Source organism: Methylobacterium sp. Gmos3, from assembly GCF_056430985.1.
Window position 1 is genome coordinate 158,469 of the sequence record NZ_JBWJYL010000005.1, and the last position, 14,473, is coordinate 172,941.

The 14,473-nt window shown below is 68.9% G+C and carries 10 protein-coding genes and 2 tRNA genes; 3 read left to right on the forward strand and 9 right to left on the reverse strand.

Going from position 1 to position 14,473, the window contains the following annotated elements:
- Nucleotides 1-166: 166 nt before the first annotated feature.
- The 5 genes from dnaE to ACS5Q7_RS11980 form a co-directional block, all read right to left on the reverse strand.
- Nucleotides 167-3,685 carry a DNA polymerase III subunit alpha gene (gene dnaE / locus ACS5Q7_RS11960; protein WP_478339533.1) on the reverse strand — a complete coding sequence of 1,173 codons (3,519 nt, stop codon included), beginning with the start codon at nucleotides 3,683-3,685 and terminating at the stop codon, nucleotides 167-169.
- Between the two features lie 535 nt (nucleotides 3,686-4,220).
- Entirely contained in the window at nucleotides 4,221-4,934 is a 714-nt protein-coding gene (locus ACS5Q7_RS11965; RefSeq protein WP_478339534.1) for an ABC transporter ATP-binding protein, read from the reverse strand.
- Between the two features lie 10 nt (nucleotides 4,935-4,944).
- On the reverse strand, nucleotides 4,945-6,195 hold the full coding sequence (locus tag ACS5Q7_RS11970) for a lipoprotein-releasing ABC transporter permease subunit (RefSeq protein ID WP_478339751.1): 1,251 nt from the start codon (nucleotides 6,193-6,195) through the stop codon (nucleotides 4,945-4,947).
- A gap of 83 nt (nucleotides 6,196-6,278) precedes the next feature.
- A complete protein-coding gene (gene proS, locus ACS5Q7_RS11975; protein ID WP_478339535.1) occupies nucleotides 6,279-7,604 on the reverse strand; it encodes a proline--tRNA ligase in 1,326 nt (441 codons plus the stop codon).
- Nucleotides 7,605-8,079: 475 nt separating this feature from the next.
- Nucleotides 8,080-8,277 carry a hypothetical protein gene (locus tag ACS5Q7_RS11980; protein ID WP_478339536.1) on the reverse strand — a complete coding sequence of 66 codons (198 nt, stop codon included), beginning with the start codon at nucleotides 8,275-8,277 and terminating at the stop codon, nucleotides 8,080-8,082.
- Nucleotides 8,278-8,451: 174 nt separating this feature from the next.
- Between ACS5Q7_RS11980 and ACS5Q7_RS11985 the strand changes: the two genes are divergently transcribed.
- Nucleotides 8,452-8,733 (forward strand): hypothetical protein, encoded by a 282-nt coding sequence (locus ACS5Q7_RS11985; RefSeq protein WP_478339537.1) that lies wholly within the window; start codon nucleotides 8,452-8,454, stop codon nucleotides 8,731-8,733.
- Nucleotides 8,734-8,864: 131 nt separating this feature from the next.
- Here ACS5Q7_RS11985 and ACS5Q7_RS11990 read toward each other — a convergent pair.
- The 4 genes from ACS5Q7_RS11990 to rocF all read right to left on the reverse strand — a co-directional run bounded on the left by ACS5Q7_RS11990 (nucleotide 8,865) and on the right by rocF (nucleotide 11,110).
- A tRNA-Asn gene (locus tag ACS5Q7_RS11990) sits at nucleotides 8,865-8,940 on the reverse strand.
- Between the two features lie 171 nt (nucleotides 8,941-9,111).
- Nucleotides 9,112-9,185 (reverse strand) — tRNA-Cys (locus ACS5Q7_RS11995).
- A 105-nt stretch (nucleotides 9,186-9,290) separates the two neighbouring features.
- Complete coding sequence (locus ACS5Q7_RS12000) at nucleotides 9,291-10,139, reverse strand: urease accessory protein UreD (protein ID WP_478339538.1); 849 nt, start codon at nucleotides 10,137-10,139, stop codon at nucleotides 9,291-9,293.
- Nucleotides 10,140-10,144: 5 nt separating this feature from the next.
- The gene (gene rocF, locus ACS5Q7_RS12005; RefSeq protein WP_478339539.1) at nucleotides 10,145-11,110 is read right to left on the reverse strand and encodes an arginase; all 966 of its coding nucleotides are present in this window, start codon (nucleotides 11,108-11,110) and stop codon (nucleotides 10,145-10,147) included.
- Between the two features lie 172 nt (nucleotides 11,111-11,282).
- Here rocF and urtA point away from each other — a divergent pair, with 172 nt between their 5' ends.
- Both urtA and urtB read left to right on the forward strand, forming a co-directional pair.
- Nucleotides 11,283-12,578 (forward strand): urea ABC transporter substrate-binding protein, encoded by a 1,296-nt coding sequence (gene urtA, locus ACS5Q7_RS12010; RefSeq protein WP_478339540.1) that lies wholly within the window; start codon nucleotides 11,283-11,285, stop codon nucleotides 12,576-12,578.
- Nucleotides 12,579-12,829: 251 nt separating this feature from the next.
- Complete coding sequence (urtB, locus tag ACS5Q7_RS12015) at nucleotides 12,830-14,404, forward strand: urea ABC transporter permease subunit UrtB (RefSeq protein WP_478339541.1); 1,575 nt, start codon at nucleotides 12,830-12,832, stop codon at nucleotides 14,402-14,404.
- Nucleotides 14,405-14,473: the final 69 nt, after the last annotated feature.

The following is a 14,473-nucleotide window of genomic DNA, read 5'->3' on the forward strand; positions in this document are numbered from 1 at the left end:
CGGTGAAGGGAATTTGAGGCCGCGCCCCGCCGCCCACGGTGTCGAGCATGTAAGGATCGAGGTTTCGAAAGGACGAGTCCTTTCGCGGGTGCAGGGCGGAGCCCTGCTTGTCCAGGGGCTTAGCCCCTGGACCCCATCAAAGGGCTGGCCCTTTGAAAACCCCGGTTCAACTCACCTCCACTTGCGCCACCCCTGGCATGGCGCGGAGCATGCCCGCCAGCTGCGGCGTCGCCTGGTAGCGGCCGGGCAGGCGGATCTCCACCTCGCGCTCGCCGCCATCGAGGCGCAGCACCAGCGACACTTCCCCCTCCCCCCGCATGGTCAGGCGGCTCTGCACCGCCTGGATGCCGCGCGGGTCTTCCAGGTGGATGCGCATGCCCTTCTGGAACCGGGCGACCGCCGCATCCAGCGGCTCGGCGGTCATGATCCGGGCGCGGACCTCCTCGCCCTCCAGGTTCGCCTGCAACTGGAGCACCAGCGGGCGGCCGGGCTCCAGGATGTCGCGGTACTGGCCGAGGCCCTCGGAGAAGATGATCGCCTCGAAATGCGCCGTCCGGTCGGACAGCGTGACGATACCCATCTTGTTGCCGGTCTTGGTGCGCCGCTCGGCCCGGTCCAGCACCGAGGCCGCGACCCGGCCGACGCTCGTCGTGCCCGCCCGCACCGCCCGGCAGAACTCCGTCCAGCTCTGAACCCGCAGCTTGTCGAGGAGGTCGCCATACTCATCGAGCGGGTGGCCCGAGATGAAGAATCCGATCGCCGCGTATTCGCGCTTCAGCGTATCGGCCATGGGCCACAACTCGTGGGGCGGGATGCGCAGGGAGACGTCCGCCGAGGCCACGCCGCCGAACATGTCCGCGACGCCGGTCGTCTCGGCCTCCGCCGCGCTGGCAGCGAGCCGCATCATCGGCTCGACCGCCGCGAAGGCCCGCGCCCGGTCGGGCTCGATGCCATCGAGCGCCCCGGCCTGGACGAGGCTTTCCATCGTCCGCTTGTTGACGAGGCGCGGGTTGAGCCGCCGCGCGAGGTCGGAGAGGTCGGTGAAGGGCTTGTCGCCCCGCGCCTCGACCAGGGCGCGCACCGCCTCGCGGCCGACGCCCTTGATGGCCGCTAGCGCGTAGAAGATCTTGCCGTCGCGCACCTCGAACACCTCGCCAGAGGCGTTGATCGAGGGCGGCTCGACGGTGATCTTCAGGCGCTGCGCGTCCTGGCGGAATTCGGCGATCTTGTCGGTGTTGTCGATGTCCAGCGTCATGGCGGCGGCCAGGAACTCGACCGGATGGTTCGCCTTCAGATAGGCCGTCTGGTAGGTCAGCAGCGCGTAGGCCGCCGCGTGGCTCTTGTTGAAGCCGTAATCGGCGAACTTCGCCAACAGGTCGAAGATCTCGTTGGCCTTGGCCTTGGTGAGGCCCGCCGCCTCGCAGCCCTTCACGAAGCGCTCGCGCTGGGCGTCCATCTCCGCGCGGATCTTCTTGCCCATGGCGCGGCGGAGCATGTCGGCCTCGCCGAGCGAGTAGCCGGCCAGGACCTTGGCGATCTCCATCACCTGTTCCTGGTAGACGATGATGCCGAAGGTCTCCCGCAGCATCGGCTCCAGCTTGGGGTCCGGGTACCACGAGGCCTCGTTGCCGGCATCGCGCCCGAGCTTGCGCTCGCAATAGACGGGGATGTTGGCCATTGGGCCCGGACGGTACAGGGCCACCAGGGCGATGATGTCCTCGAACCGGTCGGCCTGCATCTCGCAGAGCGCCTTGCGCATCCCGGCCGATTCCACCTGGAACACGCCGACCGTCTCGCCGCGCTTCATCGGCTCGTAGGTCTTGGGATCGTCGAGCGGCAGCGAGGCCAGATCGATCTCGATGCCGCGCTGCTTCAAGAGATCGGTGCAGCACCGCAGCATCGTGAGCGTCTTGAGGCCCAGGAAGTCGAACTTCACGAGGCCCGCCTGCTCCACCCACTTCATGTTGAACTGGGTGACGCGCATCCCCGTCTTCGGGTCGCGGTAGAGGGGAACCAGCTCTTCCAGCGGCCTGTCGCCGATCACCACGCCGGCGGCGTGGGTCGAGGCGTGGCGGTGGAGCCCTTCGAGCTTCTTGGCGATGTCGATGAGGCGGCCGACGATGGGCTCCTCCTCCATCGCCTGCTGCAACTTCGGCTCACCCTCGATGGCCTGGGCCAGGGTGACGGGGTTGGCCGGGTTCTGCGGCACGAGCTTGGTGAGCTTGTCGACCTGCCCGTAGGGCATCTCCAGCACGCGGCCGACATCGCGCAGCACGCCGCGCGCCAGCAGCGTACCGAAGGTGATGATCTGCCCCACCTGCCGCTCGCCGTAGCGCTCCTGCACGTAGCGGATCACGCGCTCGCGGCCCTCGACGCAGAAGTCGATGTCGAAATCCGGCATCGAGACGCGCTCGGGGTTCAGGAACCGCTCGAAGAGCAGGCCGAAGCGCAGCGGGTCGAGGTCGGTGATGAGGAGCGACCACGCCACCAGCGAGCCGGCGCCGGAGCCGCGCCCCGGCCCCACCGGGATGTCGTGCTCCTTCGCCCACTTGATGAAGTCCGACACGATCAGGAAGTAGCCGGGGAACTTCATCTTGACGATGACGTCGAGTTCGAAGGCGAGCCGCTTGCGGTAATCGTCTTCCGTGAAGCCCGGCGCGGTGCCGTGCTGTTGCAGGCGCAGTTCGAGCCCGGCCTCGGCCTGACGGCGCAGCTCGGTCGGCTCGTCGGCGGCGATGGCCTCCGCCACGGCGCCGGAGGCCTCCGCCAGGGCTTCGGCCATCGGCGCGGCCTCGCCCCCGGCGAACCGGGAAAAGTTCGGCAGGATCGGCTTGCGGGTCCGCGCGCGGACGGCGCAGCGCATGGCGATCTCGACCGTGGAGGTCAGGGCATCGGGCAGATCGTGGAACAGGGCCGCCATCTCGGCCCTGGTCTTGAAATTGTGGCGCGGCGTCAGCTTGCGGCGGCGGTCGTCCGAGACGATCCGGCCGTCGGCGATGGCGAGCAGCGCGTCGTGGGCGTCGTAATCGTCGGATTTGGCGAAGAACGTCTCGTTCGCCGCCGCGACGCCGAGGCCCTTCCGGTCCGCGAGGTGGAGAAGCGCCGCCTCGATCCGCCCCTCTTCGGGCAGGCCGTGGCGCTGGATCTCGACATACAGGTTGTCCTCGCCGAAGGCCCGGCGCAGGCTTTCCAGCCGGCTCGCGGCGAGTTCCGGGCGCCCGGCGCGCAGCGCCGCGTCGAGGGGGCCGCCGGCCCCGCCGGTCAGGGCGATGATCCCGCTGGCGTGGTCCGCCAGCGTGGCGGCGGCCACGCGCGGCGCCTCGCCCAGCGGCGTATCGAAATAGGCCCGGCTCGCCAGCCGCAGGAGGTTGGCGTAGCCCTCCTCGTCCTGCGCCAGCAGCACCACGCCGTGGTAGGTCGGCAGGGTCCGGGCATGGGGGTCCGCCGCCTCGAAGGCCACGGAGAGCTGCACGCCCGCGATGGGCTGGAGCCCGTCCTTGGCCGCCTTCTCGGAGAATTCTAGCGCGCCGAACAGGTTGTTGGTGTCCGTCAGCGCCAGGGCGGGCTGCCGGTCGGACACGGCGGCCTTCACGAGGTCGCCGACCTTCACGGCGCCTTCCAGCAGGGAATAGGACGAGTGGACGTGGAGGTGGACGAAGCCCACTTCCTTCAAGTGACGTGTCATGTCCGGCCTTGTTCGGGGGCCGTGGAGGATCGGCCCTGCCCGCCCCGGAGTCGACCGCCCGGACGCCACTGAGCCCAGTTATCCACCGCGCGAGGCCCGTATTCCCCGGCACTGTGGCAAGCCGGTGAAAAGCGGGGACATCCTGTGGACAACCGCTCCCGGTGGGAACTTTCGTGCAGGTGGAAGCCCATCCTCAACGGATCGGTGCGAGGGCTACCGCCCAGGCGCCGAACGCCCCGAACAGAATGCCGAACGCCATGAACTCCACCATCCCGGTCAGGATCGCCCGCTTCAGCATCATCGCCGCCTCCCGTCTTGGTTGAGGCAGTATGTTCTTGTTTTGTTCTTTTTGAAATAGAGATCTGCACGGGACGCTGTCGGCGTCCGAAGATGGTCAATAAAGGGTTGTTACGCGCCCCTGGCCCGCCCCGCCTTCCGTCATTGCGAGCGCAGCGAAGCAATCCAGGGACGCGCCACGGTCGGAAGCGGCCCTCGCGCCCCTGGATTGCTTCGTTCCTCGCAATGACGGAGGGCGTTAGTCCAGCGGCGTGATCATCCCGTCGCGGATCGTCACCCGCCGGTCCATGCGGGCGGCGAGGTCGAGGTTGTGGGTCGCGACCAGGGCGGCCAGCCCCGAGGCGCGCACCAGCGACATCAACACCGAGAAGACATGCCCGGCGGTGCCGGGGTCGAGGTTGCCGGTGGGCTCGTCGGCGAGCAGCAGGCGCGGCCCGTTGGCGACCGCGCGGGCGATGGCGACGCGCTGCTGCTCGCCGCCGGAGAGTTCGGCCGGGCGATGCGAGAGCCGCGCCTGAAGCCCGAGGAACGTCAGGAGCTCCGAGGCCCGCGACTTCGCCTCGCCGCGCTTCAGGCCCCGGATGAGCTGGGGCATCATCACGTTCTCCAGCGCGGAGAATTCCGGCAGGAGGTGATGGAACTGGTAGACGAAGCCCATCTCCTCCCGGCGCAGGCGGGTGCGCTCGGCATCGGCCATCGCCGATGTCGGGCGCCCGCCGATATAGACCTCGCCGCCATCCGGCCGTTCGAGAAGCCCGGCGAGGTGGAGCAGCGTCGACTTGCCGGCGCCGGAGGGGGCGACGAGGGCGACGAGTTCCCCCGGCCAGATCGCGAGATCGGTCCCGCGCAGGATTTCGAGGGCGCCCTCGGCCTGGGCGTAGCGCCGCTCGACCTGCGCGAAGAACAGCGCCGGCACCGGCGGGGCATCGGCTGGCTGGGGGCCAGAGCTCATGATGATGGCCTCAGCCGTAGCGCAGGGCCTGCACCGGATCGAGCCGGGCGGCGCGCCACGAGGGATACAGGGTGGCGGCGAGCGACAGGAGCAGCGTGGTCACGACCACCGCCGTGATCTCGCGCGGGTTCATCTCGGCGGGGATCTCGGCGAGGAAGCGCACCGTCGGATCCCAGGCGCCGGGGAAGAGGAAGCGCTGGATCGGCTTGATGTTCACGGTGATCAAGATGCCGAGCACCAGCCCCGAGAGGGTTCCCACCACGCCGATCAGCGCGCCGTTGATAAGGAAGACCCGCATCACCGTCCCCGGCGTCGCGCCCATGGTCCGCAGGATCGCGATGTCGCTCGACTTGTCCCGCACCAGCAGGATCAGGCCGGAAACGATGTTCAGCGTCGCCACCACCACGATCAGGCTGAGGATCAGGAACATCACGTTCCGCTCGACTTCGAGGGCCCCGAAGAACGTCCGGTTGCGCTGGCGCCAATCGGTGAGAAGCAGGGGCCGTTCGGCCGCCATCTCCAGGGGCTCGCGCATGTCGCCGACATGGTCGGGGTCTTCGACGTAGATCTCGATCAGCGAGACGTCGCCCTCGCGGTTGAAGAAGGTCTGCGCCTCGGTGAGCGGCATGAACACGAAGGTCTGGTCGAACTCGGTCATGCCAACCTCGAACACCGCCTTCACCGTGTAGCTCTTGGTGCGCGGCGCCGTGCCGAACGGGGTCGAGGCGCCCTTGGGCGTCGAGAGGGTGATCGTGTCCCCGGCCTGCAGGCCGAGGGAATCGGCGAGCCGCTTGCCGATCAGCACCCCGGTCCCGTCATCGAAGCCTTCCAGCGTGCCGCCCCGGACGGAGGTGGTGACGGCGGCCAGGGCATCGAGATCCTGCGCCCGCACCCCGCGCACCAGCACGCCCGAGCCGCCATATTGCGAGGAGGCGAAGGCCTGCCCCTCCACCAGCGGCACCGCCGCCTTCACCCCCGCGACCTTCGACAGACGGTCGGACAGATCCTGCCAATCGGTGAAGGAGCGGTCGATGGGCGTCGCGAAGAGATGGCCGTTGATGCCGACGATCTTCGAGAGCAGTTCGGCCCGGAAACCGTTCATCACCGAGAGCACGATGATGAGCGTGGCCACGCCCAGCGCGATGCCGAGCACCGAGAAGAACGCCACCACCGAGACGCCGCCGCCCCGGCGGCGGGCGCGGAGGTAGCGGCCGGCGAGCAGCCATTCGAACGGCGCGAAGGGCGGCGTGCCCGCCTTCATGTTCGCGGCGAAGCCGGAGGCCCAATCCGCCGCGCGGCCCCTCACCTGGTCGAAGATCGGTGCGAGCCCCGCCATCGGGCCGCCTAGACGCGCTTGAGGCGTGCCAGCAGGTCGATCGCCGGAAGGCTCTCCCGCTCGCCGCCCGCGCGCCGCTTCAGCTCGATCTTGCCTTCGGCGAGACCCTTCGGCCCGACGATCACCTGCCAGGGCAGGCCGATCAGGTCGGCGGTGGCGAACTTGGCGCCCGGCCGCTCGTCGCGGTCGTCGTAGAGCACGGAGAGGCCGGCGGCCTCCAGCTCACCCTGGATCTGCGCGCAGGCGGCATCGGTGCCGGCGTCGCCGACCTTGAGGTTGATGAGGGCCACATCGAACGGGGCGACCGCGTCCGGCCAGATGATCCCGGCCTCGTCGTGGGACGCCTCGATGATCGCGGCGACCAGCCGGCTCGGGCCGATGCCGTAGGAGCCCATATGGACCGGCCGCTCGATCCCGTCCGGCCCGGCGACCTTGGCGCCCATCGGCTCGGAATACTTGGTGCCGAAATAGAAGATGTGCCCGACCTCGATCCCGCGCGCCGCCAGTCGGCTCTCCTCCGGCACCTCGGCGAAGGCGGCCTCCTCGTGCATCTCCTCCGTCGCGGCGTAGCGCGAGGTCCAGGCATCCACGAGGCCCTGCAGGCCGGCGACATCCTCGAAATCCACCGTCTCCGGCGGGATCTCCATGTCGAGATAGGCGCGGTCGCAGAACACCGCGCTCTCGCCGGTCTGGGCGAGGATGATGAACTCGTGCGAGAGGTCGCCGCCGATCGGGCCGGTGTCGGCGCGCATCGGGATCGCCTGCAGGCCGAGGCCGGCGAAGGTGCGCAGGTAGGCGACGAACATCTTGTTGTAGGCGTGCCGGGCGCCCGCCTGGTCGAAGTCGAAGGAATAGGCGTCCTTCATCAGGAACTCGCGGGAGCGCATCGTGCCGAAGCGCGGCCGCACCTCGTCCCGGAACTTCCACGAGATCTGGTAGAGGTTCTTCGGCAGGTCCTTGTAGGAGCGCACGCTCGCCCGGAAGATCTCGGTGACCATCTCCTCGGCGGTGGGGCCGTAGAGCATCTCGCGCTCGTGCCGGTCCTTCAGGCGCAGCATTTCCTTGCCGTAGGCGTCGTACCGGCCGGATTCGCGCCACAGCTCGGCCGATTGCACCGTCGGCATCAGGATCTCGACGGCGCCCGAGCGGTCCTGCTCCCGGCGGATCACGTCGCACACCTTATTGAGCACCCGCAGGCCGAGCGGCAGCCACGCATAGATGCCGGCCGATTCCTGGCGCACCAATCCGGCGCGCAGCATCAGGCGGTGGGAGACGATCTCGGCTTCCTTGGGCGTCTCGCGCAAGGTCGGGAGGAAGTAGCGGGAGAGACGCATCGATCGCTTCGAACGGGAGCCTTGCGGGGCTCAACCGGCCCCGGCGCGGGGCACACAACACGTCACTGTGGCAAAATACAAGCGGATCGTGGGTCCGGCGAAGGATCGCTGCGGTTTCCTCATGTGAAGGAGCGCAACCGGCGGGCGAATACCCGGTTCCCCGATGCCGGCAAAAAAGCGCAGATTTTTTCTCCACCCCCGGTGACAGCACGCATTGTTGTTCCTATAAGCGTGTCGCGATGTTTGCGACGCCCGAGAGGGCCGGCGCAGGGTCCGAGTCTCGGGAGGAAAAACCGGCCACCACGCAAACAATGCGTCGGGTTAATCAAGGCCGAAAGACTGCCATTTCTAAAAGCAAGGCCTCGTGGCCTTGCTTTTTTGTTTGCGCGGTGCCCCACCATGCCATGCGGAGCCAACTATCGGCTTCCGTCATGGCCACGCTTATTTCAACCGCACCCTGTATCGGCGGGCAGCCTCAGCGGATGCCGGCCTCCGCGAGCTCACGGCGCCAGCAGGCGGCGGAGATCTGCGCGCCCTTCTCCGTGGAGAAGGCATAGGGCGAGTGGCGCAGGGTCGTGCCGTCCGGCCGGCGGATGATCCAGCGGAAGCTCGGAGAGGCCCCCGTGCAGGGCACGATCTCGACGGTATGGGTGTGATCGACGGCTGTGCTCATGCCGCACTAACGTTCGCAACCGCGAGATGGCTCCGCGATGCGTTCTGCTGACCCGCCCTGTGGCACGGATACCACAACGACTGGTTGATCTGACCCAGTAAGGATAAGCTGCCACACTCTGCCCGAACCTGGCCCGCATGGATCGATGGACTGAGGAACAGGAGCGGCGAGCCGATGAACAAGCGCACCCAGCAGGCGGACGAGGCGACGATCGTGGCCTTCCCGGCCCGCCTTGCCCCGACGGTCGCCGACGAGGCGGTCGCATCGGTGATCGAGGTGTTGCAGGATCAGCTGGCCCTGGCGCGCGAGGGCAAGCTGCGCTCGGTGGCGGTGGTCTCGGTCTCATCGGACGGCGAGGCGATCGGCACGCAATGGTCCTGCCGCAAGGGCGACCTCACCAGCCTGATCGGCAAGCTGACCGTCCTCACCCACGACATGATGGCCTCGCGCGAGTAGGCGCGAGACAGGGCGCTTCGCCCTTCGGGGCAAGGCGCCCGTAAACAGTCGAGTTCAAGCACAAATGCGACGCCTGGGCCTTCAAATGGACCGGGCGTTCAATCTTGCTTGCGATGTGCGAGAGAGCGGAATGGCTCCCCGAGCAGGACTCGAACCTGCGACAAGGCGATTAACAGTCGCCTGCTCTACCAACTGAGCTATCGGGGATCGCGGGGGTGTCTCTACACAGCGCTGGCGGACCGCGCAAGCCCTGTTTGCCGGGATAAGTGTCGGCGCATCGCCCGTGGCCGAACGGCAACGCCGCGCGTTCGGCTCAAGCGCCGAAAGCCCCGGCCTTGCGGACGGGGCTGCATCGACAGCGGCGATGGGAGAAAAGAATGGAGGCCTCGGAGGGAATCGAACCCCCGTACAAGGATTTGCAGTCCTCTGCGTAACCACTCCGCCACGAGGCCATCCTGATCGCGGCGCAACACCGCGCGGGGCCTGGCGGATGGCCCCGGAGGCCGCGTCTCTAGCAGAGGTCGGCCCCGGCAGGCAACGGGCGAGACGCGCCCAATTCAGGTCTGCCACACCCGCGGCATCGGCAGGCCGCGATAGGCCGCCGTGAACCGGGCGACGCGCTCGCGCAACGGCCCCACCGCAGGCCCCAGCATCCGCACGGCCAAGTGCCCGTTCCAGGCGCTCGCCGCCGCCTCGATCCCCTCCCCCGTCCGCTCCAGCCCGGCGAGGAGCGCGCGGGCCTCCTCCAGCCGGGGCTCGGCGCCGGGGGAGGCGTCGAGCAGGGTCGCCGCCGCGCCGGCGCCACCGCCGATGGCGGGGCGGGCCAGCAGGTCCGTGACAGGCCCTTCGAGGAGCGCCGTGTCGGCATAGGCGAGGCGCCCGCCCCGCCGCACCCGCCACGCATCGGCGAACAGCCCCTGCCCGATCCGCTCCCGCCGAGCCGCACGGCCGAAGGCGACGATCTCCACCGCGAGCAGCCCGGCATCGGCCGCGAGGTCCACCTCGAAGCGGCGGCGCAGCCGCGCGTGGTCGAACAGGATCGTCTCCTGCGGCAGCCACGCCAGCCGCGCACCCGCCCCGATCCGCACCTGGTTGTCGATGACGCTCTCCGGGCCGTCGGAGCGGTAGATCTTTTCCGCCGCCGTGGTGGTGAAGACGAGGTCGCTCCCGGCGGCGAGGTCGAGCGCGACGTGGAAGACGTCGCCGCAGGCGATGCCGCCCGCCGTGTTGACCAGAACCGCCTCCGGCGCGCCCGCGACGCGGGGGAAGCGCAGGCGCGACGGGCCGGATTCCGACAGGTCGCGGATGCGCGTCGCACCGCCCTCCCCGCTCGGCCCCACGACGAGACGGATCGTGCCCACGGAGCGCTGCCGCCCGGCGACGCCGCCTGCCTGTTCCGTGTGCATCACCCTCACCCGCGCGTTGCCTGTTCCGTAGGCAATGCCTCCGTCGAGGATGGCCTGTCGAGGATGCGGCGGCCGAACAGGCTCGCCACCAGTTCGACGAGCACCCGCGCCGAGCGCCCGCGCTCGTCCAGGAACGGATTGAGTTCGACCACGTCGAGGGAGCGCACCAGCCCGCAATCGTGCAGCATCTCCATGATGAGATGCGCCTCGCGGAAGGTCGCCCCGCCCGGCACCGCCGTGCCGACGGCCGGCGCGATGGAGGGGTCGAGGAAGTCGATATCGAAGCTGACATGGAGATGGGCCTCCACCTCGGCCGCCCGTTGGAGCACCCGGCGCAGGGGCGCCACGACGCCGAACTCGTCGATCTCCCGCATGTCGGTCACGCCGACCTTCCGGGCGCGGACCAGGGCGCGTTCCCCGGCATCCACCGAGCGCAGGCCGAAGAGATGGACAAGGCGCGGGTCGAGCGGCGGCGGCGCCGGCTGACGGAACAGGCCGGCGAAGCCCGGCTCGCCGCAGAGCGCCGCCAGCGGCATCCCGTGGACATTGCCCGAGGGGGAGGTCTCCGGCGTGTTGAAATCGGCATGGGCGTCGAGCCACAGCACCATGAGGGGTCGCCCCGTGCGGGCGCAGTGGCGCATCGCCCCATCGACGGAGCCGAGCGACAGGCTGTGGTCGCCCCCGGCGGCCAGCGGCATCGCCCCTTCGTCGAGCGCCGCCTCGACGGCCTCCGAGAGCGCCTGGGCCCAGGCGGCCACCGCCGGCAGGCCCGTGGCGCCGGGCGCGAGATCGGCGGGCGCGACATCGCCTCTATCCTCGACCTCGTGGCCGAGATCCCGCAGCGTGCGCACGATCCCGGCGGTGCGCAGGGCCGCCGGACCCATGAGCGCCCCCGGCTCGTGGGTGCCGACCTCGATCGGCGCGCCGATCAGGGCGATGCGCTGCGGGGCCGCGTCGGACTCAGGCGTCATCGATCTCTCCGGGCTTTCGTGCCGGGGCTTAGCAGGGACCGGACCGCACCGTGATGACGGCTTCGGCCGTGCGCGTCATCGCCTCCGGCCTTGGAGGATCGTTTTTGCCCAAAAAACTGGCATGACCATTGCCTGGGCTGGGGCGTCGCGCGCAGACGACAAGGGGACGATCGTGAAGACTTGGAAGACCTGGAGTTCGGCCGCCGCGCTGGCCGCCGGCCTTGCCCTGGGCCCGCTCTCGACGGGCGCCGCACGGGCCGAAGAGACCATCAAGGTCGGCATCCTCCACTCGCTGTCGGGCACGATGGCGATCTCGGAGACGACCCTCAAGGACGTCATGCTGATGCTGATCGCCGAGCAGAACGCCAAGGGCGGCGTGCTCGGCAAGAAGCTGGAGCCGGTGGTGGTCGATCCAGCCTCGAACTGGCCGCTCTTCGCCGAGAAGGCCCGCGAGCTGATCAGCAAGGACAAGGTTTCGGCCGTGTTCGGCTGCTGGACCAGCGTGTCGCGCAAGTCGGTGCTGCCGGTGTTCAAGGAACTCGACAACATCCTGTTCTACCCCGTCCAGTATGAGGGCGAGGAGAGCGAGCGCAACGTGTTCTACACCGGCGCCGCCCCGAACCAGCAGGCGATCCCGGCGGTGGATTACCTGATGTCCGAGGATGGCGGCGGCGCCAAGCGCTGGGTGCTGGAAGGCACCGATTACGTCTATCCCCGCACCACCAACAAGATCCTCGAAGCCTACCTCAAGTCCAAGGGGGTCGCGGCCGAGGACATCATGATCAACTATACGCCCTTCGGCTTCTCCGATTGGCAGACCGAGGTCTCGAAGATCAAGGCGTTCGGCTCTGCCGGCAAGAAGACCGCCGTGGTCTCGACCATCAACGGCGACGCCAACGTGCCGTTCTACAAGGAACTCGGCAACCAGGGCATCAAGGCCACCGACATCCCGGTCGTGGCCTTCTCGGTGGGCGAGGAGGAACTCGCCGGCATCGACGCGAAGCCGCTGGTCGGCCACCTCGCGGCCTGGAACTACTTCGAGTCGATCAAGACGCCGGAGAACGAGGAGTTCATCAAGAAGTGGCAGGCGTTCAAGAAGAACCCCAAGGCCACCACCAACGACCCGATGGAGGCGAGCTACATCGGCTTCAACATGTGGGTGAAGGCGGTCGAGAAGGCCGGCACGACGGATCCTGACAAGGTCATCGCCGCCCTGCCGGGCACCGAGCAGAAGAACCTCACCGGCGGCACGGCGACCATGCTGCCGAACCACCACATCACCAAGCCGGTCTTCATCGGCGAGATCGAAGGCAACGGCCAGTTCGACGTGGTGTGGAAGACCGACAAGCTGATCCCCGGCGAGGCGTGGTCGAAGCAGCTCGAGGGCTCGAAGGACCTCGAGGCCGATTGGGTGAAGCTCAATTGCGGCAACTACAACACCAAGACCAAGAAGTGCGGCGGGGCGTGAGTGGGATCCCTCTCCCCGCCAGCGGGGAGAGGGCTTCGGCGACCTCGTCGTCGCCGAAGCGAGGCGGCAGCCGGGGGTGAGGGGGCGGGACGGACGAGACTCATCCGTCGAGCCCCCTCACCGCCGCTCCGGCTTCGCCTGCGCTTCCCACGGACACGACACGGTGTCCGTGGGCCTCTCCCCGCAGGCGGGGAGAGGGGTACCGGTGCCCTGTCCTGAGAGGGCGTCGGCTCATCCGAGATGACAAACGCATGATCCGCCTTCTCACCCTCCTGTTCCTGCTCCTCGCCGGCCCGGCGCTCGCCCAGGCGCCCGACCCCTACGCGCAGCTCGCGGGCGACGGCTATGCCGAGATCGAGGCCGGCGTCGCGGGGCTCGCGGCGAGCGGCGATCCGCGGGCGGGGGCGATCCTCTCGGCCCTGTCGGACGGGCGGCTGCTGGCGCGGCCCTCGGACAAGGCGCTGTTCATCCGCCAGGGCAACGCGCTGACCGACGCGAGGACCGGCGCCGCCGCGCCCGACGATTCCTCCCTCAAGCCCGTGCGCGCCAACAACCGCGTCCGCCGGGGCATCGAGGCGGCCCAGGGTCAGCTGAACCTCGTGAGCCCCGATCCGGCCAAGCGCCGGGAGGCGGCCGATGCCGTGTTCAAGGCCCGCGACGCCGCCGCCCTCCCCGCCCTCGACACGGCGCTCGCGCGGGAGAAGGATGCGGGCGTCAAGCAGGTGATGAGCGAGGCCCGCGCCGCTGTCCTCCTGGCCAAGCCCGGCACGTCCGAGCCCGAGAGGCTTGCCGCAATCCCCATCATCCAGGCGCGGGGCGACGGCGACGCGATGGGCATCCTGCGCGGCCTCAACGCCGATCCGAGCGAGGCGGTGCGCGCCGCCGCGAACCGGGGCATCGCCGCCATCGAGACCCGCCTCGCCATCCTCGGGGCGCTGCAGAACGTCTGGTACGGGATTTCGCTCGGCTCGGTGCTGCTGCTGGCGGCGATCGGGCTGGCCATCACCTTCGGCGTGATGGGCATCATCAACATGGCCCACGGCGAGATGGTGATGCTCGGGGCCTACACGACCTACCTCGTGCAGGAGGCAATCCGCACCAAGGCGCCGGCCCTGTTCCCGTGGTCGCTCGCCATCAGCATCCCCTGCGCCTTCCTCGTCGCCGGGCTCGTCGGTGTGCTGATCGAGCGGTTCATCATCCGCTTCCTCTACGGGCGGCCGCTGGAGACCCTGCTCGCCACCTTCGGCGTCAGCCTCGTGTTGCAGCAGGCGGTGCGCTCGATCTTCGGGCCGACCAACCGCGAGGTTGGCGCCCCGGCCTTCATGAGCGGCGCCGTCGATGTGTTTGGCCTCGCCGTCACCTGGGGCCGGATGTGGATCATCCTGTTCTCGCTGGCCGTGTTCCTCGGCCTGCTGTTCGTCCTGCGGAAGACATCGTTCGGGCTGAAGACCCGCGCCGTCACCCAGAACCGGCGGATGGCCGCCGCGATGGGCATCCGCACCCCCTATGTCGACGCCCTCACCTTCGGGCTGGGCTCCGGCATCGCCGGCATCGCCGGGGTGGCCCTGTCGCAGATCGACAACGTGTCGCCGAATCTCGGCCAGGGCTACATCATCGATTCGTTCCTCGTGGTGGTGTTCGGGGGTGTCGGGAACCTCTGGGGCACGCTCGTCGCGGCGCTCACCCTCGGCGTCGTGAACAAGCTCGCCGAGCCCTATGTCGGCGCCGTACTCGCCAAGATCGGGCTTTTGATCTTCATCATCCTGTTCATCCAGAAGCGCCCGCGCGGATTGTTCGCGCTCAAGGGCCGGGGGGTGGAATCGTGAGGTACGCGACCGCACTCCCCTCCCCCCTCTGCGGGGGTGGGTGGCCCCCGAAGGGGGTCGGGAGAGGGG